We start from the raw sequence: 21,304 nt of genomic DNA on the forward strand, positions 1-21,304 counted from the left end.
GGGGTTCGGTGAAGCTTCGCATCGTTGTCGTCGGGGCCGGTGTCGGCGGTCTCTCCATCGCGCGGGGGCTATTGTGCGACGGGCATGACGTGACCGTGTTCGAACGGCGGCCGGATGCGCAGCCAGGTGGCGGCGCCGTCACCATCTGGTCCAACGGCGCTACGGTGTTGGGACAGCTGGGCGTCGACATGGACGGCGCCGGCCAATTGCTTTCCGCCGTAAGGATACTGACGTCCACGGGTCGCCCGCTGGCCACCTTGGACGTGAGCGCGATGGTGCGCCGGCTGGGCGCGCCGGTTCGGATGGTCCCACGCCGAGTCCTGGTGGAGCGGCTGCTGAAGGGCTTTCCGGCCGAACGGATCTGCTACAACTCCTGCGTAGTGGGCGTGACCGGTGGGCACGACGGCGTGCGCGCCGCATTCCATGACGGCAGCTCGGCCGAAGCGGATCTGCTGATCGGCGCCGACGGACTGCACTCGACGGTGAGAGACATCGTCGGCGCGCAGCATGCGCAGCCGACCGGTTGGTGTAGCTGGCAGGGGCTGGTCAGCTTGCCAGATCTCGCCGACAAGCACGTCGCGCAGGTCATCATCGGCGACCGCGGAAACACCGGCCTGTGGCCTGCCGGCGGCTGCGATGTGCAGTGGTGGTTCGACCTGCCGTGGTCGTACGACTTCGTCAGGCCGCGACGTCCGACCGAGATGATCCGGGCCACATTCGCCGGATGGTCCGGCTCGGTCGATCGAGTATTGGCCGCGCTGACCGATGACGACCTTGTCCATTCGCCCTACCCGCATTTTCGCCATCCCATCCCGCCTCCGGGCCGTGGCGCGGTGACATTGCTCGGCGACGCCGCGCATACGATGCCGCCCACTCTCGCGCAGGGGGCTAATCAGGCGCTGCTCGACACGATGGTGTTGCGCAAAGCGCTGTGGGACCTCGACCGCGGCGATGTGTCCGCCGCGCTGCGCTGGTACGAAAAGACCAGACGCCGCAAGCTGATGGCGGTGTCGCGGGTGGCGTCGCTACCGGTGTCGCATCGTGAATCCGTGCTCAGGCCGGCGGCAATGATCTCCGACAGTCTCCACACCTGGGCGTTGACAACGTTTTTGAGTAGGACGAGCCACCATCGGATGTCCATGCAGATCACCAAGGAACTCGGCGCCGTCGCGGCCGCCGCGTCGTGTGCGGTGCGATGAACGCGGCCGACCCGGTACGGGTACGAGGTGCGATCGATGCGCCCTCGCGCTGGCTGTGGCTGTTCAAATGGTGCGTACTGGCCGTCCCCCACTACCCGGTCTTGATAGTGCTGTATGCGGTCTATCCGGTGCTGACGGTCGTGGCCGGCGTCGCGATCCTCTTCACCGGACGGTATCCGCGCCCCATCTTCGACTTCAACGTCGGGGTGCTGCGCTGGTCCTGGCGGGTCATGAACTACCGGTTTCCGATGAACAGCACCGACAAATACCCACCCTTCACGCTTGCGTCTCGGCCCGCGTACCCGGGGGATCTCGAGGTGGATTATCCGCAGCGGCTGGGGAAGTGGCGTGTGCTGGTGAAGTGGTGGCTGTTGGGGCTTCCGCAGATACTGCTGTGCTGGGCGATGGAGCCGCTGCTGCAGGTGCTGTGCGTGGTCTCGGCGGTGTGGTTGTTGTGCACCGGGGTAATTCATCGGGGCATGTTCGACCTGCTGATGGGCATCGTCCGGTGGCGATACCGGGTTGCGGTGTACGTTTCGTTGATGCGAGACGAGTATCCGCCGTTCCGACTGGACCAAGGTGGTAGCTGACGCACGGTAATTCGTTGTTTCCGTACGTGTATCGGTTCGGGATGCCGCTCTTCGACCGGACGTTTTACAACCGGTATCGACGAGAGGCGATGAGCCACGCGGTCGGCCGATTGCTGATGGTCGGTGTCGGTCCCGGAACCGATTTGCGGTTTATTCCGCCCGCGGTGACGTCGGTCGCCGCCGTGGAGCCGGTGGCGGCGTTTCGGCGGATGGCTGCCGCGCTAGCGCGCCGCCACCACATCGCGGTTGACGTCGTCGACGGGGTTGGCGAGTCGATTCCCTTCCCGGACAACAGTTTCGACTCGGTACACATCGGCCTGGTGCTGTGCTCAGTCGACGACGTGGCCGCCACGCTCGCCGAAATCCGGCGGGTGCTGGTACCGGCGGGCAGGTTGGTGGTGCTCGAGCACGTCCGCGGTGACGGCACGATGGGCCGGTTTCAGGACCTGATCGCAATGCCCTGGTCTCGGTTGGCGTGCGGCTGCGAGCCGAACCGCCGAACGATCGACGCCATTGCCGCGGCCGGATTCGACACCAGCGGACTGCGCAGCATTCCCCGGACCCTGGTGCCGCCGCCCTGCACACCTCATCTGCAAGGATTCGCCACCCTGGCCGACGAATAATGCCGCACATTTATTTTGTCGGCATCTTGAACATTTCGCTTGCCGGGGTATAAAATCAAGGTCTAATTTCTTGGCGTGGGGGCAGCCGCCGAAATACGTGTCGACAAAAAGGGGGTCGGTGATCATGAATTTCTCGCTGTTACCGCCGGAGGTCAATTCGGCACGGCTGTTTTCTGGTGCCGGTTCGGCCCCAATGGTCGCGGCCGCCGCGGCCTGGAATGGATTGGCAGACGAACTGGCCGGTGCGGCGGCGTCATTTTCGTCGGTGACGGCGGGGCTGTTGGGCCAGGCGTGGCAGGGTCCGGCGTCCGCGGCGATGGCGGCCGCGGCGGCCCCCTATACGGAGATGCTGAGCGCGGCGGCGGGTCGGGCGACGGGGGCGGCCGTGCAGGCGCAGGCGGTGGTCGACGCGTTCGAGGCCGCGCGGACGGCGACGATTCATCCGCTGGCTGTGGCGGCCAACCGGAACGGGTTGGCGCAGTTGATATTGTCGAATTTCTTTGGGCAGAACGCGCCGTCGATCGCGGCCGTCGAGGCCGAGTACGAGGAGATGTGGGCGCAGGATGTGTCCGCGATGGCGGGCTATCATGCCGGCGCAGCGGCGGCAGCAGCGCAGCTGGAGCCATGGCTGCAATCGCTGCACGATCTGGCAAGCCGGCTCGCCGCGACCCTGGGTCTCAGCCCGGTCACCAATCCCGTGGCCGGCGACCCCGATTTGATGAGTCAAACCACCAATTTCGGCTTGTTCACCAGCACGGCTCTTGCTGACCCTGACGACAATGATTTCGTCGGACTCGTTATTTCGAGTCCACTCTTCACCAATACATTGACTTCCGGGTTTGAGCCCACATTAGGTCTGGGCGCCCCCGGGCAGACGATAAACACCTTTCAAAGCCCGGTCTTGCCTTTCTTGAACAGTTCGCTCGCCCTTCCTGTCACGGATCCTTTGGCGCCTTTGTTTACGGCACTTCTTCCCCTTGGTTTCTGACTATTCGAGTCCGACTGCTTCGATGATGTTCAGCCGCGAGGCGCGCACTGCGGGTGGCAACGAGCCAAGCAGGCTGACCGCCACCGCGCCGATCGTCAACACGGGTGCCATGGGGCCCGGCCGGAAGCCAACCCCGAAATTCATGACGTCTGCGCTGACGAGGCTGTACAGCCACTGGTCGGTCAGTCCGAACGCAAGCCCCGCGACCCCACCGACAACACCGATGCCCGCCGCCTCGGCCAACACCATCTGCGCCGTGAAGCGCCGACTGCAGCCCATTGCCCGCAGCACCCCGATCTCCCGGCGCCGTTCCAGCACCGACAGTGTCAAAGTGTTGAGCAGCGCCACCGCGGCCACGAAGACCACGATGATCCAGACGGCGTCGGCGATGAACATACTCTGATGCAGTGGGGCTTCGGCGCCCGCCAGCGCCGCGCGACCGTCGTAAACGTAGCCGGGTGGCGGCACCACGCGTCGCACAGTGTCCGACAAGCGATGTCGATCAACGCCCGGGGCCGCGGTGATCTGGAGCGTGGTCGCCGCCGGCCGGTCGAACCAGGACCGCATCTGATCGAGGCTCATCCCCACCGTGCCGATGACGGTGGAGAAGTACGGTACCAGCGCCAACACGGTTGGCCGTTGCCGTCCGTGCGGGGTGTCCAACGGCAGCTCATCTCCGACCCGCACCCGCAGAGCCGCACCCAGATTCCGGGTGAGCACCACACCCCGCCCGGCCAGCACCTCGTCGCGCACCCGAAAATCCAGCGCGCGGTAGAGCGAATCGGCGGTTCCGGGGGAAAACCCGTCGAGCAGCACCCGGGTACCGCCCACCACGGCAAACGCAGCCGCTCCCTCGGTAACACGGGCGACGCCGGGCACCGCGGCGACCTGTTCGGAAAGGCCTTGCGGCAGTGGGCCGGTAGGGTATCTGTCCGGTGGATCTGCGCTCACCCACACGTCGACGTCGGCCACCGGAGCGAAGATTTCCCGCGCGGACGAGATCATGTCGGAGTTGGCGCCGGTGATCACCGTCGTGGTGACAACCGCGATCAACACGGTCATGACGGTCGCCCACACGCGCCGCGGCGCTCGTTGGATGGTCGCCGCCGCGAGCGCGCCCACCGGTCCGAACCTTCGTGCCGTCGCGGCGACGGCCCCGACTACGGGCGCGGTGAGCGCAAACCCCAGCGCGATCTCGGCGCCGAACAGGGCAAGCATCGGGGCCAAGGCGTACCTGCCGCGGTGGTCGACCACGACCACGGTGGACGCCGCGAACATCGCCACGGCTGCAGAGCCGCTCGCGACCCGCAGCCAGCGCGGCACGACATCTGCCGACGAAACCCCGACCGGCGCCAAAGCCTCGATCGGCGAGACCCGGTACACCTGCCGGGCAGCCATCGCAGACGCGGCCACGCTGATGAGCATCGTCGTCGCCAGCGCGACCGGTAGCGCGTAGCCGGGCAGCCAGTACTCGACGCGGGCCTCCAGTCCCTGGGTCATTGCCGGTGGAAGCCGGCCAATCGCCATGCGGCCCAAGACTATTCCGCTGCACGCTCCGATAGCTCCGCCGATCAGCCCGAGAAACGCGGCCTCGGCGAGTAGGTCGCCGACTATGGTGACGCGGCGGCCGCCGATCGCACGCAACAGCGAGATCACCGGCCGCCGCTGGGTAATCGCCATGGTCATCGTGGTGTAGATCAGGAATGCGCCGACCAGCAAGGCAACCCCTGCGCCCATCAGGGCCATGTAGTTCATCAGCTTCACACCGTCGCCGGCCCGGGTCGCCCGCATGCTCGGGTAGGCCACAACCGCGCGGCCGTTCACCGCGGCGACGACACCGGCGCGCACCGCGGCCAGATCGGCACCCGGTTGGGTCGTGATCAGTATCGAGTCCAGCCGGCCTTGGCGCCCGGTAACGCGCTGCGCCAAGGCAACTGGCGCCAGGACATAATGGCCGCCGTTGAGCTCGGCGAGTCGCCGGCTTCCGAGCACCTCGACGACGGTGACCGAGCCCGAGCCCAGCCGGAACGTGTCGCCTTTCGCGTAGCCGGTACCGGGCCCGACCTGAACTCCGCCGGGCGTCGTCGACGGCACGTCCAACGGTTGTGCCCCAAAACTTTTGAAGGCATCTTTCAGGACACCGCTGAGCTCGGCGCAGCGTGCGTCGGCTCCGAAAAGCAGTACCGGACCCGACACCGTGGACGCCGACATCCGGATCATCGGCGCCGCGGTGCCGACACCGGGGACCGCCGCGACGTCGGCGGCGATCGTGTCGGGAAAACCGGCGTCGGTAATGCCCGACACCTCGAGCGCGGCAAGGCCGGCGACCCCGTCGGCCAACCGGTTGACCGATCCGGTGATTGAACCGAAGATTCCGAATACCGCGACCAGATACATCGCCGCCACTGCTATGACGGCGATGACGGCGCTGGTGCGCCGGCGATGCACGGCAAGCTCGCGCAGGCTGAACAGTCGTAGCCGGCTCGCCGCAGCCGGTATTGCCGAGCCCGGTTTCACCATGGCACCACCGCTGCGTCGCAGCAGACTCTGCCGTCCTGCAGGGTGATCACCCGATCTGTCGTCGCCGCGGCCTCCGAATTGTGGGTCACCATCACCACCAGCCGACCTCGGCCCGGTTCGTGCGCCACCTCGGCCAGCAGCGCCAAAATCGAAGCGCCCGTGGTGGAGTCGAGGTTCCCGGTCGGCTCGTCGGCAAGAATCAGCGGCGGGTCCATCATCAACGCCCGCGCCACCGCAACCCGCTGCATCTGGCCCCCGGACAGTTCCGACGGCCGGTGCTCGGCGCGGTTACCCAGCCCCACCCGGTCCAACAGGTGAACCGCTTCGGCTCTGGCCCTACCCAGTCGGACACCGTCGAGCAGCTTGGGCACCGCCACGTTCTCCCACGCCGACAACGTCGGCAACAGGTTGAAGAACTGAAACACAAACCCCACACAACGATGCCGGAATTGCGACTGCTGCTCATCGCGGAGGCAGCCGATCTCCTCGCCGTCGAAGATGATCGACCCGGAGTCTGGGGAGTCCAACGCGCCCAGCACATGCAACAACGTGCTCTTTCCCGCACCCGACGGCCCGACGACCGACACGAACCGCCCGCCTGCCAAGTCCAGGCTGATGTGGTCAAGTGCGCGCACGGTTTGACCGCCGGCCCGGTACCGGCGGGCTACGTCCCGGAGTTCGATGGTCAGTTCGCGGATGGGCGATCCGGTGGCGTCGACTGTTCCGGCCACCGTGGTCCGCGAGCTCGAACCATCCTGTGCGTGACGGCCGTTACCCATATGGGTTACGACGAGACCGGCCCACGATCGGTTCGACACGGGCTTCGTCTGGCGTCCGGCGATCCGGTGCCGCGGTTGGCGGGGCATTGTCTCCTGGCTGTAACCCCGGCTGATATTGGTCGGTGAAGGAGGGACGTGACGGCACAGTATGAGCCCGTCAACCCGCGGCCGCTGCGCGCGGTGCCCGACGACGGCTACCCCCACTGGGAAGCCGTGTACCAGGACAACGTGGGCCGGGATGCCGAGGACCTCACCGCCGAGGTCTTCCTCGCCGCGCTGCGACCGCTGCGCCTCACCGCGAGCGTGGCGGAGGTGCGCGCGTACCTGCGTGCCACCGCGCGCACGGTATTGGCCGCGCACTGGCGAGAGACGCTGGGCCGCGAGATAACCTCGATCGAGGACATCGAACAACCGCCCGATAGCGAGGAAGCGATCAGCACCGCCCCGCAGCGTGTCGCCCACGTGCTCGACGGCCTGCCTGACCGCTATCGCCAAATCCTGGAATTGCGTTTTCTGCAGGGGAATTCGATCAAACAGTCGGCCGCGGAACTCGGGATAAGCGTCGCCAACGCCAAAGTGCTGCAGCATCGCGCCCTGCGATTGGCGGCACAGGTCAACGAAGAGGGCCGGCGATGACCGCGCGCAACGTACGCCGCTACATCGACGAGCTCCTCCAGGGCCGCCGGCCCAAGCCATTCCGGCCCGACGAGTTCGAAGCGGCGCAGATCCGCACGGCAATCGAGTTGCGCGGGTCGCGGCCTGGAGCTGAGGTAACCGACGCTCCGCGCGAGGACTTCCTTGCCGACCTGCACCAACGCCTTACGGAGCAGATGGCAGGCGCCGCAACGGATTCGGCACCGCAGCACAGCGCCACGCGCCGTCACGTCATCGTCGGCACCTCGGCCGCTGCCGCCGCCGCGGTGGCCGCGGTTGCCATCGATCGAGCCGTAATCGGCGATCGGGCAGGCGGACCCGCGGCCGTCGCCGGACGGTTCACCCCCAACGACGGAAGCTGGCAGCGAGTCGCGGCCAGTGCCGAGGGTCCTGACGACCGCATGCGCCCGTTCGATCTCGGCTCGATCAGTGGGTTCGTCCGCCGCGTCGACGGCAAACCCCAAGCCGTATCCGGAGTGTGCACCCATCAGGGATGCCGGCTGTGGTTCGACGCACCCGATGATCGGCTGCGCTGCCCGTGTCACTCGACATCGTTCGCGCCGACCGGGCAAGTGCTCACCCATCAATTGCCGATCGCACCAAAGCCGGTGTCCGCAGTGATGGTTCGCGAAGCCGACGGTTTCATCGAGGTCTTCGCGCCGGTGCGCCACGACCAATCCGGCTGACCGGCGTAACCCGCCGCCGTATCCATTGGTGACCATCGACGGGCTCGGCCCAACCACTCGATCACGGAGGTGCCATGTCGCCGGTGCTACTCAGATATCACGTCACCGCAGTGGCTTTGAGCGTGGCGCTGGCCGGGTGCGCGGGTTCGCGGCCCGTTAGCCAACCGGCGCCGACGTTCGGCTACCGCGCGGACGCGACCCCGGGGTTGTCGGCGATGTCGGCACCGCCGGCTACACAACGGATTTCGTCATCCACACCGGCGACCTCACCCACCTGTCCACTCTCGACCAGTTCGATCAGGTGAAGCAGATGGTGAGCGGCCTGAAGACATCACATGTCTTTACCGTCCCCGGCGAGCACGACTCGGTCGACGATGCCGGGCAAAATTACCGCAGCGTCTTCGGCGCGGGAACCCGCGGCGGTGGCTGGTACAGCTTCGACGTCGCGGGTGTCCATGTGATCGCCCTGGTGAATACGCTGAATATGAACAAGCTCGGGCATCTGGGGGTCGAGCAACTGGAGTTCATCGAAAGAGATGTCGCGCGGCTGTCCAGTGATACCCCGATCATCGTGGTCAGCCACATCCCATTGTTCGCGATGTACCCGGACTGGGGCTGGGGCACCGACGACGCCGCTCAGGCGCTGCACTATCTACGCCGGTTCTCATCCGTTACCTGCCTCAATGGTCATGTGCACCAACTCTTTCCCAGGTCGAAGGCAATGTGACGTTTTGCAGCGGTACGACGACCGCCTACCCGCTGCCACGTCCGGGTGATGGGTCGGCTCCCAGGCCGGTTACGCTGCCCGCCGGTCGGCTCGGTGACGCGCTCGGCATCCGCGAGGTGAGCTATACCCACGGTGAGCACCAGCTGGCCTTGAAAGAGCGAACACTGCAATGACGTCGACGGAGAAGATGCTTCGTTTCGGCTTCGCGGTGTCGGTGGCCGTCAGCGCCGTCAGCCATGCCTACCTGTATGTCCGTGGATACCAACACATCCCGGTGATCGGCGCCGCGTTTCTCGTCGGGGCCGGCGTCTCGTTCGCAGTCGCGGTGTTGATTCTGTTCGGCGGTCCTGGGTGGTTGTGCTGGGTAGCGGCCGCGGCGGCGGGGGGCTCGTTGACCGCTTTCGCCCTGTCGCGGACCGTCGGGACTTTCGGCTTTTCCGAACGTGGCTGGGATCCCGCACCGCACGCGGGGGTTAGTGCCGGAGCTGAACTGGCGACGGTGGCGCTGTGGGTCGCCGTCGTCGCCGCCCGCCGAAGGTCGTTGCGGCGGTCGTAGCTTGGGGAAACGCAGACATCCCGCTTTGCGGGAGGCGACGAGTGTGCAAGCCGCCGGGCAACTGCGGCCTCTTCTGCTGCCCGAAGCCGCCCGGAAGCTAACGGCTAGCGGCTAATTCACATCCGGCAAACGCCAGGACATCCGCGTTACGGCAACGCAGCCTGGGCATCAGCGCGGTACTGCGGCCGGCTGCGAGCAGCGGATTTCCCCTTCATTAAGCGGGTTTTGCAAGACAGCGCAGGCTTTTCCACCAGGAACCAGCTCAGCGCGGCTATCGGCAGCGTGGCCAGGGTCGCAATGCCCCACAACGCAAATGGGTTCATGCTGTCCAGCCCGCCGATAACCAGCAACCGCTGAATCGGGAACGCGAAGATGTACACGCCATATGACAGATCCGTACGCAAGGAAAAGTGTCTGTTGCTGATCAGCGCACCCGAAACGATGATGGCGTAGGCAAGCGGAACCGCGGCGATCACCCGATAGTTGGGCAGCAACCCGCAGGCGAGGACGACGACCACACTCACCGCGACCAGCGACCACCGTGCGGGTATCACGTTCCGGCATTGGTAGATCAGCGCGCCGGCGAAAAACATGACGGCAAAGCGTGCGGCATTCTGTTCGGGCCTCGGGACTTCCCAGGTCGTCGGCGCCACCACCGCCGACCACAACACTGCCAGTGCTGTCGCCGCGGGCAGCAGCCACATCCGACCGAGGAGTCCGGTGACGCCAAGTATCACCACGGCCAGGTAGCACACCAGTTCCCATCCAAGCGTCCACAACGAGCCGTTCCACGAACCCGGGAATGGGATCCCGCTCGGTGTTCCCCCGATGTCGGCCTTGAATACCCATACCGCACCGTTCTTGACGATGTACTCGATCGGCGCGGCCGAAAAAAGCAGTCTCGCGGCCGGGCCACCTTGAATCGCCACACCGAGCGGTGCGATGACAAAGGCGGTGATGATCAAACAGATGTAGAAGGCGGGCAGTATCCGAAGTCCTCGGGCGACCAGGTAGTCGCGGACCTTGGGGTTGCGTAGCCAACTCGACGTGATCAGGAATCCCGATATCGCGAAGAATCCGTCGACATGCACCGAGCTGAGAAGTTGACGAACCGCCGGGACACCCACGTCGCGGCCGGTGAGTGGGAAGGAGTGCCACAGGATCACCGCGATCGCCAGGGCGAGCCGAAATGCATTCAGCGCGTTTTTTCGCGGGTCGAATTGTTCCCCTAGTGTCATCCGTTCCAGCCTGTCGTCGCGCTTCGTGCTCGGCGCGGCAGCTCCAGACAACGACAACTGGCGGATCGCGCTGCGGCCTGGAGGTTGCGCTGCAGGTAAATTTACGTCGCGGACCAGGCGGATGTGCTGTTATTCGCCATCCTTCACCCGGCTTCGGAGCGGTGACGGCATCGAGGTAGCCGATGCGCCTGCTAGGGGCAGGTGACGTCGACCTCGAACGGCTTGTGGACCTGCTGACCGGCGTTGTCGACGCCGCTGGCCACACCGGTGATGTGGTAGCTGTTGCCGGTCTTGGTGGCGCTGGCGTTCTCGTCGGGCACACCCTCGGTGAAGCTCATGACCACGCCGTCGACGGTACCCAAGCCGGCGCTGTGGACCACCGACCCGTCCGGCTCCAAGCCGACGATGATTCCCGTTGCCATGTCTCCGACGGCGATGGAGAACCTTCCGGCATTCGTCGAGCACACCACCGGGCCACTGACGTTTTGCGGCTGGCCGCCGATGATGACCTTGGTTTCTCCCGACGCGGCCGGGGTGCTGCTCGATGCGGGCGCCGACGTCGAACTCGAGGCGGCGCTCGGAGACGTGGTGGAGCTGGATGATGGTCCGGACTTGTTGTCGTTGGAGCATCCCGCCACACCCGCGACGATGGTCGCCGCCCCGACGGCGATCAACAACTCACGCTTCACCAAGTTCTCCTTCGGATAGGTCTGCACCTGCCATACCGGCAGATCTTCTGAAGCAGTATGTATGGCGGCGTAGCCGGCGTACAGATGCGTTTTACTCGCCGCGCAGCGCGTCGATGAATTTCTGGGTCGCTGCCCAGGTCGGCAGAACGCCCGTGGCGCGTACCTCGTCGAGACTGGGGGCAGCTGCGTCGCGGTCGGACAGGCTGGCCGCCACACCGTCGACCAACGGCCAGTCGATGGCCAGCGATGGATCCGTCGCGCAGATGGTGTGCTCGCGCTGCGGGTTGTACTCCGCCGAGCACAGATACATCACGGTCGAATTATCTTGGAGCGCAAGGAAACCATGCGCCAAGCCTTCGGAAATGTAAACCGACCGGCGGGCCACGTCGTCGAGCACTACCGAGTCCCATCGTCCGAATGTCGGTGAACCCAAACGGATATCGACGACGACATCGAATACCGAGCCGGACACGCAGGTCACATATTTGGCCTGGCCCGGCGGCAGCTCGGCGAAATGCAGGCCGCGCAGGACGCCGGCTGCCGATACCGAGCAATTGGCTTGCCGGACGTCCAAACGATGACCCGCGAAGGTGCTGAAGCCGCGCTCGGTAAGCCATTCGAAGAACAATCCGCGCGAATCGCCGTGGATGGTAGGGCTGATCTCCCAGGCGCCGGGGATGTCGAGTTCACGTACCTTCATGTCACTGACCGCGCTGCTCGTAGCGGGCCTCCGCGGCGTCTTTCAGCGGTCGCCACCACGCTTCGTTGTCGCGATACCAGTCGATGGTGGTGCGCAATCCCTCTTCGAAATCGGTGTGCTTTGGCGCCCAAGCTAATTCGTCGTAGAGCGGGGATGGGTCGATGGCGTAACGCAGGTCGTGACCGACTCGGTCGGTGACGTGGTCGAAATCGTCGGGGGCGCGGCCCATCATCCGCAGCAGGGTGCGCAACACGGTCAGATTGTCGCGCTCGCCCTCGGCGCTGATGAGGTAGGTCCGGCCGATCTGGCCCTTTTCGAGAATTCGCCATACCGCGCTGTTGTGGTCGTCGACGTGAATCCAGTCGCGGACGTTGGCCCCGCTGCCGTAGAGCTTGGGTCGGCGCCCGGTGAGCACATTGGTGATCTGGCGCGGAATGAACTTCTCGACGTGCTGATACGGCCCGTAGTTGTTGGAGCAGTTGGAGATGGTGGCGCGTACGCCGTAGGACCGCACCCAGGCCCGCACCAGCATGTCACCGGCCGCCTTGGACGCCGAGTACGGACTCGACGGGTTATACGGTGTGGACTCGGTAAACCGCTGCGGGTCGTTGAGCGGCAAGTCGCCGTAGACCTCGTCGGTGGATATGTGGTGCAGCCGGACGTCGTGGCGCCGGACCGCTTCCAAGATTGTGTACGTCCCGATCACGTTGGTGTGCAGGAACGGTTCGGGGTCGTCCAGCGCGTTGTCGACGTGGGTTTCGGCGGCAAAATGCACGACCGCATCCGAATGGTCCACCAGCCGGGACACCAGCTCGTTATCGGTGATGTCGCCTTCGACCAGTGTGATCGCGTCCGCGACGTCGGCCAGCGAATCACGCCGGCCCGCGTAAGTAAACGCATCGAGGACTGTGACCTGGACCTCGGGACGTTCGCGCACGGTGCTGTGGACGAAGTTGGCGCCGATGAAGCCAGCTCCACCGGTGACTAGCAGCCGCATGGCCAAACCCTAACGGGTCGACCCGGCGTCCCGGCCAGTTCGGTGGGTGCCGGCAATATCGTCTCGTCGGTCTCCCAGCCGCAGTGTTCGTGGAGACATCGGCCCAGGTATGGCCGGATACCGAACTGACCCAGGCCGGGCTTGACGGGAACTGCGTCCGTCACGAGCCGGTTATACCCGTTTCACGACGGTGTGAGCCCGAGTGGACCGGCCAATTCGGCGAGCGCCGGGATCAGGTTCTCCGCTTTGGTCAGGACCTGAACGGGGACATGGTCGGCGCCGGCGTCGAGGTGCTGCTTGAGCCGTGCCGCGATCGCCTCCGGGGTGCCGTGGGCGACCACTGCGTCGACCAGGCGGTCGCTGCCAGGCCGGGCGATGTCGTCGTCGCTGAAGCCCAGCCGCTTCCAGTTGTTGCGGTAATTGGCGAGGTTGAAATAGATATCGAGGGCCTTGCGGCCCACCGAACGGGCCTGCTCGGAGTCTGTGGTCAGCACCACCTTGTGTTCGGGCGCCAGAAACGCCGACGGGCCGATCAGTTCGCGGGCGTGCGCGGTGTGCTCGGGAGTGGTCAGGTAGGGGTGGGCCCCGGCGCTGCGTTCGGCCGACAGCTTGAGCACCCGGGGACCCAGGGCCGCCACCACGCGTCGGTCGGCCGGCACGCCATACTCGTCCAGCTGGTCCAGGTACTGCACCAGGGCGTCGTAAGGCTTGCGGTACTCGGCGGTCGCCTCGGGGTGGCCGACGCCGATACCCAGCAGGAAACGGCCCGGGTAGGCCCTGTCGATCCGCTGGAACGACTCGGCGACCGGCTTCGCGGCCGCTGACCAGATGTTGACGATGCCGGTGGCCACGTGCAGGGTGGTCGTCGCCTCGAGAATCGGTTCCACCCAGGCCAGCTCCGCGGGCGGCGAACCGCCCACCCAGACGGCCCCGTAGCCCAGGGCTTCGATTTCTTTGGCTTGCTGGGGGGTTACACCGCGTCCGAAGGATCCGAACCGGCCGAGGTCCGGGTTGCCGGCCGCAGAGCTGGTTTGATCCTCGGGAGCGTTGGGGGCACTGGGAGCAGAATCGGTCACGGTTGGTCCAACCCGCCGGTCCGGGCACGCTATTCCGGTCGATTCGGGTCGATTCCGGTCGATTCGGGTCGATTCCGGTCGATTCCGGTCGGGTTTTGCGTCGGACGCGGCAATGCGAGTATTGTGGACCAACGGTGCGGCGCCCGTGCCGGCTTCTGGCCTGCCCAGTCCCGAAATTTCTCGGAACGCTTCGCGGAATTTCCACCACCGGCTCACGTTTGTAGTCGGGCAGGTGCTGCGCCGAACCCGGTGCACTGACAAGAAGTGAGGATCGCCAGAACGCAATGGCCAAGAAGGACGGCGCCATCGAGGTCGAGGGTCGCGTGGTAGAGCCCCTGCCCAATGCCATGTTTCGCATTGAGCTGGAAAACGGCCACAAGGTGCTCGCCCACATCAGCGGCAAGATGCGGCAGCACTACATCCGCATCCTGCCCGAGGACCGCGTGGTGGTGGAGTTGTCTCCCTACGACCTGTCCCGGGGCCGCATCGTGTACCGGTACAAGTAGCCGCACTGGCATTGAGACCAAAGACCCAGAGAACAGGACCGAGACTGCCGTGAAGGTGAACCCGAGCGTCAAGCCGATCTGTGACAAGTGCAGGGTGATCCGTCGGCACGGGCGGGTCATGGTGATCTGCTCCGATCCACGCCACAAGCAGCGGCAGGGCTAGTCAAGGCGTCCGCCGGACCCGGCCGAGCACACCAGACAACTGAATGCAGACCTCCCAGCACCAATGAGCGGCTGGCATTTGTAGAGATGGGCCAGCTCATCCACGCCCGGACGGAGGCCGGGCCCCGCAAGTTTGGCGGGAACGGACTGGGACCACACCTCCGCCGAGAAAGAGGAAACGCCACCTATGGCTCGATTAGTCGGCGTCGACCTGCCGCGCGACAAGCGGATGGAGGTCGCCCTGACCTACATCTACGGCATCGGCCGTACCCGCTCCAACGAAATTCTGGCCGCCACCGGCATCGACCGGGACCTGCGTACCAGGGATCTCACCGACGACCAGCTCACCCATCTGCGTGACTACATCGAAGCGAACCTGAAGGTCGAGGGTGACCTGCGCCGCGAGGTGCAGGCCGACATTCGCCGCAAGATCGAAATCGGCTGCTACCAGGGTCTGCGGCATCGCCGTGGGCTGCCGGTGCGTGGCCAGCGGACCAAGACGAACGCACGGACCCGTAAAGGTCCCAAGCGCACCATCGCAGGCAAGAAGAAGGCCAGGTAACCGATGCCACCCGCCAAGAAAACAGCAAGCGGCGCCGCCAAGAAGGGTCAAAAGGGACAGAAGACCCGGAGGCGGGAAAAGAAGAACGTCCCGCACGGCGCCGCCCACATCAAGAGCACCTTCAACAACACGATCGTGACGATCACCGATCCCCAGGGCAATGTCATCGCCTGGGCGTCGTCGGGTCATGTCGGGTTCAAGGGTTCTCGGAAGTCGACGCCGTTCGCCGCGCAGCTGGCCGCGGAGAACGCCGCGCGCAAGGCACAGGAGCACGGGGTCCGCAAGGTCGACGTGTTCGTCAAGGGGCCGGGCTCAGGCCGTGAGACTGCGATCCGCTCATTGCAGGCCGCCGGCTTGGAGGTCGGCGCGATTTCCGATGTCACCCCCCAGCCGCACAACGGCGTCCGCCCACCCAAGCGCAGAAGGGTCTAGCAGACAACCATGGCTCGTTACACCGGACCCGTCACTCGTAAATCGCGCCGGCTGCGCACCGACCTCGTCGGCGGCGACCAGGCCTTCGAAAAGCGTCCGTACCCGCCCGGCCAGCACGGCCGCGCCCGGATCAAGGAAAGCGAATATCTGCTGCAGCTGCAGGAGAAGCAGAAGGCCCGCTTCACCTACGGCGTAATGGAAAAGCAGTTCCGCCGCTACTACGAAGAGGCGGTGCGGCAGCCCGGCAAGACCGGTGAGGAACTGCTGAGAATCCTGGAGAGCCGGCTGGACAACGTGGTCTACCGCGCCGGCCTGGCGCGCACCCGCCGGATGGCCCGCCAGTTGGTCAGCCACGGGCACTTCAGCGTCAACGGCGTGCATGTCAACGTCCCGAGCTACCGGGTGTCGCAGTACGACATCATCGACGTGCGGGACACGTCGTTGAACACGGTGCCGTTCCAGATCGCCCGGGAGACCGCGGGTGACCGGCCGATCCCGAGCTGGCTGCAGGTTGTGGGGGAGCGGCAACGCATCCTGATCCACCAACTACCCGAACGCGCCCAGATCGACGTCCCCCTGACCGAGCAGCTGATCGTCGAGTTCTACTCGAAGTAACCCCTCGGGGGCTCGAAAGAGAACCGCCCCCGAGTACCCCACCCTCGGGGGCTCCCAGGAGACCAGCCCCCGAGTACCCCCCAAAGACGTCATATGGCGGACGTCGAAAGGAAGAAGAAGAAAACACCATGCTGATCTCTCAGCGTCCCACCCTGTCGGAGGAAGTCCTCACCGACAACCGGTCCCAGTTCACCATCGAACCGCTGGAGCCCGGATTCGGCTATACCCTTGGCAATTCGCTGCGACGCACCCTGTTGTCATCTATCCCGGGTGCGGCCGTCACCAGCATTCGCATCGACGGCGTGCTGCACGAGTTCACCACGGTGCCCGGGGTCAAAGAAGACGTCACCGACATCATCCTGAACCTCAAGAGCCTGGTCGTGTCCTCCGAGGAGGACGAACCGGTCACCATGTACCTGCGCAAGCAGGGTCCCGGCGAGGTCACCGCCGGCGACATCGTGCCCCCGGCCGGTGTCACGGTGCACAACCCCGGCATGCACATCGCCACGTTGAACGACAAGGGCAAGCTGGAAGTGGAACTCGTCGTCGAGCGTGGCCGCGGCTACGTCCCGGCAGTCCAAAACCGGGCCTCTGGTGCCGAAATCGGCCGTATCCCAGTCGATTCCATCTATTCGCCGGTGCTCAAGGTCACCTACAAGGTGGAAGCCACCCGGGTCGAGCAGCGTACCGACTTCGACAAGCTGATTCTCGACGTGGAGACCAAGAGTTCGATCACTCCCCGCGACGCGTTGGCGTCGGCGGGCAAGACGCTGGTCGAGTTGTTCGGTCTGGCACGCGAGCTCAATGTCGAGGCCGAAGGCATCGAGATCGGGCCGTCGCCGGCCGAGGCGGACCACATCGCCTCGTTCGCGCTGCCGATCGACGACCTGGATCTGACCGTACGGTCCTACAACTGCCTCAAGCGCGAGGGCGTGCACACCGTCGGCGAATTGGTCTCGCGCACCGAATCCGACCTACTTGACATCCGCAACTTCGGTCAGAAGTCCATCGACGAAGTGAAGGTCAAGCTGCATCAGCTGGGTCTGTCGCTCAAGGACAGTCCGCCCACCTTCGACCCGTCGGAGGTCGCGGGCTACGACGTGGCCACCGGCACCTGGTCCACGGAGGGTTCCTACGACGACCAGGACTACGCCGAAACCGAACAGCTCTGAATGGCGCCGGTGACGATGCGGGCCGCTAGCGGCCCGCTGAGGAGCCGGACAATTGGACTCAGCGCGATCTAGACAGGAGCGTCAGCAATGCCCAAGCCCACCAAGGGCCCACGACTCGGCGGGTCATCGTCGCACCAGAAGGCGATCCTGGCCAACCTGGCCACGTCCCTGTTCGAGCACGGCCGGATCACAACCACCGAGCCCAAGGCTCGGGCGTTGCGCCCGTACGCGGAGAAGCTGATCACCCACGCCAAGAAGGGCACGCTGCACAATCGGCGCGAGGTGCTCAAGAAAATCCGCGACAAGGATGTGGTGCACACGCTGTTCGCCGAGATCGGGCCGTTCTTCTCCGACCGCGATGGCGGCTACACCCGCATCATCAAGGTCGAGCCGCGTAAGGGCGACAACGCTCCGATGGCCGTGATCGAGCTGGTGCGGGAGAAGACGGTGACGGCCGAGGCGGATCGGGCACGGCGGGTGAAGGCGTCGAAGACGGCCGCCGTCGGTGGAGACACCCCGGTGGCGGCCGCGGCGGCGCCGCAGGCGGCGGTCGAGCCTGAAGCCGCGGTCGGAACGACCGCCGAAGAGGTCGCCGAAGAGGCTGCCGACGAAGTGGCCGGAGGGGCCGAGCCTGCCGACGAGGCCACCGAAGAGGCCACCGAAGAGGCCGAGGCGGCCACCGAGGACGCCGAAGGAGCCACGAAGGATTAGTGCGGACGTCCGGCTGCGGCTCGACATCGCCTACGACGGAACCGACTTCGCAGGCTGGGCGACGCAGCCGGGGCAGCGTACGGTCGCCGGCGTGCTCGACGCGGCGCTGACGACGATATTTCGCACGCCGATACGGCTGCGCGCGGCCGGACGGACCGATGCCGGGGTCCATGCCAGCGGACAAGTAGCCCATGCCGATGTGCCCATCGACGCATTGCCCAACGCCTATTCGTATTCGGCCCGCCCCGGCCAACCCGAATTCCGGCCCCTGCTGAGACGGCTGGGCCGCTTCCTGCCTTCAGATATCCGAGTTCTCGATATAGCCCGCGCCCCAGCGGATTTCGATGCCAGATTTTCCGCGCTGCGTCGGCATTATGTCTACCGGCTGTCGACGGCGCCCTATGGGGTGGTGCCGCAGCTGGCGCGCTACGTCACCGCCTGGCCGCGGGATCTTGATGTGGAGGCGATGGCGGTTGCGTCGCGAGATCTGTTGGGATTACACGATTTCGCCGCGTTCTGTCGTCATCGCGACGGTGCCACCACCATCCGCGACTTGCAGCGGCTTGACTGGGCACGTGACGGCGTCCTGGTCACCGCCCATGTCACCGCCGACGCATTCTGCTGGTCTATGGTGCGATCCCTGGTCGGGGCTTTGCTGGCCGTCGGCGATCACCGTCGCAGCACCTCCTGGTGCCGCGAATTACTCACTGCGACTGGCCGTTCCAGCGACTTCGCAGCCGCCCCGGCGCATGGCCTGACGCTCGTCCAGGTGGACTATCCGCCCGACGACCAGCTGGCCTTACGGGCGTCGACCACCCGGGACCTGCGCTCGCGCTAGCCCGCCGACGGCGGGCGGGTCACCACGGTGGGGCGGAATCCGTATCGGGGACCGACACCCGCCGACCCCCGGCTCGAACCGGCGATGGGCATGCCGCCGACCACGTTTCCGGATGACCCGACGTCCGCCGGTTCGATCACATCGCTGACGAACATCGACGTGCTGGTCGGGGTCGCTACCGGGCTGGCTCCGGCCCAGGTGGGTGGTACCGACAGTTTGCCGACGGCGCTGGCCTGGGCCAGACTCGCCGACACCGGCCCGCCTCCCACCAGTCCGGCCGCACCGGCCGCGGCCGCGGCAGCCTCCGGCGCGGCAGCCGCCGGGGCGATCAGACCCATCGTCTTTGCGGTCGACGCAAAGAAGCTGGCGATCCCGGCGCCGAAGAACGGCAACCCAGCGGTGTCATAGAGGAAGTTCGCAAACGGCGCCCACCACTCCAAGAACCGCTCGATCGGACCCGCTGTCGCTGAGACGGCAGAGGCCAAGGGCGAGGCGAGGCCTTCCAGCACGCCGGGCAGCTCCGAAAGCAAGCTCGACAGGGTGCTCTGCGTGGCACCGGCCGCGGTGGCGACGGCACTGGTGACCGCTGCGGCCTGAGTGGCCGACGCGGCGGGACTGGTGGTCTGCGGCGGCGAAACAAACGGCGTTACCGCCGACGCCGTGGCCGAGGCAGCGGCGTAGGCGTACATGGCGGCGGCGTCTTGTGCCCACATCTCGCCGTATTGAGTTTCGGTGGCAGCGATCGCGGCGGTGTTCTGGCCGACGACGTTGGTCGAGATCAGCGTCGACAGTTGAGCGCGGTTGGCCGCGATCTGCGGCGGCGGCACCACGGCGGCGAACGCGGCCTCATAGGCTGCGACCGCCAAACGTGCTTTGCCGGCGGCTTGTTCAGCCGCCGCTGCGGTGGCATGCATCCATGCCACGTATGGCGCGACAGCACCGGCCATCGTCACAGCCGATGGGCCCACCCATCCTTCGCTGTGCAGTGCGGCGATCACTGTCTGGTATTCATTGGCGGCCGAGGTCAACTCGGCGGCCAATCCGCTCCACGCCGACGCGGTGGCCACCATTGGTGTCGAACCGGGCCCGGAATATAGACGAATGGAGTTGATCTCCGGCGGTAATGCCCCGAAATCCATCGTTATCAACACCTTACCTGGGTAGCTGCAACTGACATCTCTGTTCCTCCTCAATACGGCAGTGGCTCAGGGGTTTCCGCTATCCAGCGCCCGGCGGGCGGGACATCACCGTCAGGCGTATCCCGTATCTGCGCCGGGCGAAGGTCGTGCCCCGGCGGTCGTTCCCCGTCGGCACATTCGGGAATAGGCCCCGGGGCGCATTCGTACGGCCGCCGGTGCTGACGGTGTGCGAAATCTCGGCCGCCCCGGCCTTTGCCGGATTCGGCGGCGTTGCCCAACTCGGCGGCACCGACAGCGAGCCCAACCTGTCCGCCTGGCCGAATACGGCCGACACCGGACGGGCGACGGCCAGCTGCGAGGGCACCAAAGCCGACGCCGGCGCGGCTCCGCCGGCGATGGGCGTTGTGGCGGCCGCGGATTCGGGAATGAGCTGCTGGGCGAACAAGGTGACCAGCTGAACGATCCCGGCCCCGAAATAGGTCAATCCCCAGGTGTTGATCAACGCGTTCCAGTCCTGGGTCGGGATGATGGGGAACCACGGCCGCTTCAACTCTGAAAGGCCTTGCTGGGCTGCGGCTTTGCCGACCGAAAGGGCCTGCTCGGCCGGGCCGCCTGGGCTGGCGGTGTTTGGCGGCGCAGTAAAGGGCGTTAACACCGAAGCGGTTGCCGAGGAACTGGCGTAGGCGTACATCGCGGTGGCGTCTTGGGCCCAGAACTCGGCATATTCCGCCTCGGCGACCGCGATCAAGGGCGTGTTCTGGCCGAAGAAGTTGGTGGCCAGCAGCACCATCAACCGAACTCGGTTGGCGGCGATCAACGGTGGCGGCACCGTCATGGCGAAAGCGGTTTCGTAGGCGGCGGCGGCCGCCCGGGCTTGCATGCCCGCCTGCTCGGCTCGTGCCGCCGTCGCGCACAACCACGTCACGTACGGCGTGACCGCGGCCACCATGGCGGCCGATGCCGGGCCCAACCACCGCAAGCTCGTCAATTCCGCGATGACGGTGCGGTAGCCACTGGCCGCCGCGCCGATATCTGCGGCCAGCGCTTCCCAGGCTCCCGCAGCGGCGATCAGCGGGCCCGAGCCCGGACCGGTGTACATGCGGCCGGAGTTGCTCTCTGGCGGCAATGCGCCGAAGTCGATGAGC

23 protein-coding genes and 2 pseudogenes are annotated in these 21,304 nt (G+C 65.9%); 16 read left to right on the plus strand and 9 right to left on the minus strand.

Annotated elements, in window-relative coordinates:
* Nucleotides 1-8 precede the first annotated feature (8 nt).
* The 4 genes and pseudogenes from EET10_RS05155 to EET10_RS30525 all read left to right on the plus strand — a co-directional run.
* The gene (locus EET10_RS05155) at nt 9-1,199 is read left to right on the plus strand and encodes an FAD-dependent oxidoreductase (RefSeq protein ID WP_246013603.1); all 1,191 of its coding nucleotides are present in this window, start codon (nt 9-11) and stop codon (nt 1,197-1,199) included.
* Nucleotides 1,196-1,789, plus strand: coding sequence for a DUF4389 domain-containing protein (locus tag EET10_RS05160; protein ID WP_036391520.1), 594 nt, complete (start codon nt 1,196-1,198; stop codon nt 1,787-1,789). Before EET10_RS05155 ends, EET10_RS05160 begins: the two co-directional genes overlap by 4 nt.
* Before the next feature lie 41 nt (nt 1,790-1,830).
* The gene (locus EET10_RS05165; RefSeq protein WP_080692159.1) at nt 1,831-2,412 is read left to right on the plus strand and encodes a class I SAM-dependent methyltransferase; all 582 of its coding nucleotides are present in this window, start codon (nt 1,831-1,833) and stop codon (nt 2,410-2,412) included.
* A 124-nt stretch (nt 2,413-2,536) separates the two neighbouring features.
* Nucleotides 2,537-3,053: pseudogene (locus EET10_RS30525) on the plus strand (PPE family protein); the annotation flags it as partial.
* Nucleotides 3,054-3,400: 347 nt separating this feature from the next.
* Here EET10_RS30525 and EET10_RS05175 read toward each other — a convergent pair.
* The gene (locus EET10_RS05175) at nt 3,401-5,920 is read right to left on the minus strand and encodes an FtsX-like permease family protein (protein WP_425461683.1); all 2,520 of its coding nucleotides are present in this window, start codon (nt 5,918-5,920) and stop codon (nt 3,401-3,403) included.
* Nucleotides 5,914-6,609: an ABC transporter ATP-binding protein gene (locus EET10_RS05180; RefSeq protein WP_036391528.1), complete on the minus strand. Its 696-nt coding sequence runs from the start codon at nt 6,607-6,609 to the stop codon at nt 5,914-5,916. The genes EET10_RS05175 and EET10_RS05180 overlap by 7 nt, the downstream gene beginning before the upstream one ends.
* A gap of 225 nt (nt 6,610-6,834) precedes the next feature.
* Here EET10_RS05180 and EET10_RS05185 point away from each other — a divergent pair, with 225 nt between their 5' ends.
* The 4 genes and pseudogenes from EET10_RS05185 (at nt 6,835) to EET10_RS05200 (ending at nt 9,322) form a co-directional block, all read left to right on the plus strand.
* Nucleotides 6,835-7,335, plus strand: coding sequence for an RNA polymerase sigma factor (locus tag EET10_RS05185; RefSeq protein ID WP_122501948.1), 501 nt, complete (start codon nt 6,835-6,837; stop codon nt 7,333-7,335).
* Nucleotides 7,332-8,039, plus strand: coding sequence for a Rieske (2Fe-2S) protein (locus EET10_RS05190; RefSeq protein ID WP_122501949.1), 708 nt, complete (start codon nt 7,332-7,334; stop codon nt 8,037-8,039). The genes EET10_RS05185 and EET10_RS05190 overlap by 4 nt, the downstream gene beginning before the upstream one ends.
* 226 nt (nt 8,040-8,265) lie before the next feature.
* A pseudogene (locus EET10_RS05195) lies at nt 8,266-8,939 on the plus strand (metallophosphoesterase family protein); the annotation flags it as partial.
* Nucleotides 8,936-9,322, plus strand: coding sequence for a hypothetical protein (locus tag EET10_RS05200; RefSeq protein WP_080692160.1), 387 nt, complete (start codon nt 8,936-8,938; stop codon nt 9,320-9,322). The pseudogene EET10_RS05195 and the gene EET10_RS05200, both read left to right, overlap by 4 nt.
* 146 nt (nt 9,323-9,468) lie before the next feature.
* Here EET10_RS05200 and EET10_RS05205 read toward each other — a convergent pair whose 3' ends face one another.
* The 5 genes from EET10_RS05205 to EET10_RS05225 form a co-directional block, all read right to left on the minus strand.
* The gene (locus tag EET10_RS05205; protein WP_122501950.1) at nt 9,469-10,560 is read right to left on the minus strand and encodes an acyltransferase family protein; all 1,092 of its coding nucleotides are present in this window, start codon (nt 10,558-10,560) and stop codon (nt 9,469-9,471) included.
* 191 nt (nt 10,561-10,751) lie between these two features.
* A complete protein-coding gene (locus EET10_RS05210) occupies nt 10,752-11,249 on the minus strand; it encodes a lipoprotein LpqH (RefSeq protein WP_036391533.1) in 498 nt (165 codons plus the stop codon).
* A gap of 91 nt (nt 11,250-11,340) precedes the next feature.
* The gene (gene rfbC / locus EET10_RS05215) at nt 11,341-11,949 is read right to left on the minus strand and encodes a dTDP-4-dehydrorhamnose 3,5-epimerase (RefSeq protein ID WP_036390970.1); all 609 of its coding nucleotides are present in this window, start codon (nt 11,947-11,949) and stop codon (nt 11,341-11,343) included.
* Nucleotide 11,950: 1 nt separating this feature from the next.
* Nucleotides 11,951-12,946, minus strand: a complete 996-nt coding sequence (rfbB, locus tag EET10_RS05220) for a dTDP-glucose 4,6-dehydratase (RefSeq protein ID WP_036390972.1) — start codon at nt 12,944-12,946, stop codon at nt 11,951-11,953.
* Between the two features lie 182 nt (nt 12,947-13,128).
* The gene (locus EET10_RS05225; RefSeq protein WP_063467659.1) at nt 13,129-14,022 is read right to left on the minus strand and encodes an LLM class F420-dependent oxidoreductase; all 894 of its coding nucleotides are present in this window, start codon (nt 14,020-14,022) and stop codon (nt 13,129-13,131) included.
* A gap of 284 nt (nt 14,023-14,306) precedes the next feature.
* On the opposite strand from EET10_RS05225, the gene infA reads away from it, so the two are divergent.
* The 8 genes from infA to truA all read left to right on the plus strand — a co-directional run bounded on the left by infA (nt 14,307) and on the right by truA (nt 19,020).
* Nucleotides 14,307-14,528: a translation initiation factor IF-1 gene (gene infA, locus EET10_RS05230; RefSeq protein WP_003418601.1), complete on the plus strand. Its 222-nt coding sequence runs from the start codon at nt 14,307-14,309 to the stop codon at nt 14,526-14,528.
* Nucleotides 14,529-14,577: 49 nt separating this feature from the next.
* The gene (gene rpmJ, locus EET10_RS05235; protein WP_003879483.1) at nt 14,578-14,691 is read left to right on the plus strand and encodes a 50S ribosomal protein L36; all 114 of its coding nucleotides are present in this window, start codon (nt 14,578-14,580) and stop codon (nt 14,689-14,691) included.
* 186 nt (nt 14,692-14,877) lie between these two features.
* On the plus strand, nt 14,878-15,252 hold the full coding sequence (rpsM, locus tag EET10_RS05240; RefSeq protein WP_036390976.1) for a 30S ribosomal protein S13: 375 nt from the start codon (nt 14,878-14,880) through the stop codon (nt 15,250-15,252).
* Between the two features lie 3 nt (nt 15,253-15,255).
* Nucleotides 15,256-15,684, plus strand: a complete 429-nt coding sequence (rpsK, locus tag EET10_RS05245; RefSeq protein WP_023371066.1) for a 30S ribosomal protein S11 — start codon at nt 15,256-15,258, stop codon at nt 15,682-15,684.
* 9 nt (nt 15,685-15,693) lie between these two features.
* On the plus strand, nt 15,694-16,299 hold the full coding sequence (gene rpsD / locus EET10_RS05250) for a 30S ribosomal protein S4 (protein ID WP_023371068.1): 606 nt from the start codon (nt 15,694-15,696) through the stop codon (nt 16,297-16,299).
* A gap of 128 nt (nt 16,300-16,427) precedes the next feature.
* Nucleotides 16,428-17,471, plus strand: a complete 1,044-nt coding sequence (locus EET10_RS05255; RefSeq protein WP_023371070.1) for a DNA-directed RNA polymerase subunit alpha — start codon at nt 16,428-16,430, stop codon at nt 17,469-17,471.
* 87 nt (nt 17,472-17,558) lie between these two features.
* Nucleotides 17,559-18,182 (plus strand): 50S ribosomal protein L17, encoded by a 624-nt coding sequence (gene rplQ / locus EET10_RS05260; RefSeq protein WP_036390979.1) that lies wholly within the window; start codon nt 17,559-17,561, stop codon nt 18,180-18,182.
* Nucleotides 18,073-19,020 carry a tRNA pseudouridine(38-40) synthase TruA gene (truA, locus tag EET10_RS05265; RefSeq protein ID WP_423793569.1) on the plus strand — a complete coding sequence of 316 codons (948 nt, stop codon included), beginning with the start codon at nt 18,073-18,075 and terminating at the stop codon, nt 19,018-19,020. Before rplQ ends, truA begins: the two co-directional genes overlap by 110 nt.
* On the opposite strand, the gene EET10_RS05270 is transcribed toward truA, so the two are convergent.
* Both EET10_RS05270 and EET10_RS05275 read right to left on the minus strand, forming a co-directional pair.
* Nucleotides 19,017-20,159, minus strand: coding sequence for a PPE family protein (locus EET10_RS05270; RefSeq protein WP_099188027.1), 1,143 nt, complete (start codon nt 20,157-20,159; stop codon nt 19,017-19,019). The genes truA and EET10_RS05270 overlap by 4 nt on opposite strands.
* A gap of 79 nt (nt 20,160-20,238) precedes the next feature.
* Nucleotides 20,239-21,300, minus strand: coding sequence for a PPE family protein (locus tag EET10_RS05275; protein WP_167480248.1), 1,062 nt, complete (start codon nt 21,298-21,300; stop codon nt 20,239-20,241).
* Nucleotides 21,301-21,304 lie beyond the last annotated feature (4 nt).

It is taken from the genome of Mycobacterium pseudokansasii, assembly GCF_900566075.1.
GTDB classification, from domain to species: domain Bacteria; phylum Actinomycetota; class Actinomycetes; order Mycobacteriales; family Mycobacteriaceae; genus Mycobacterium; species Mycobacterium pseudokansasii.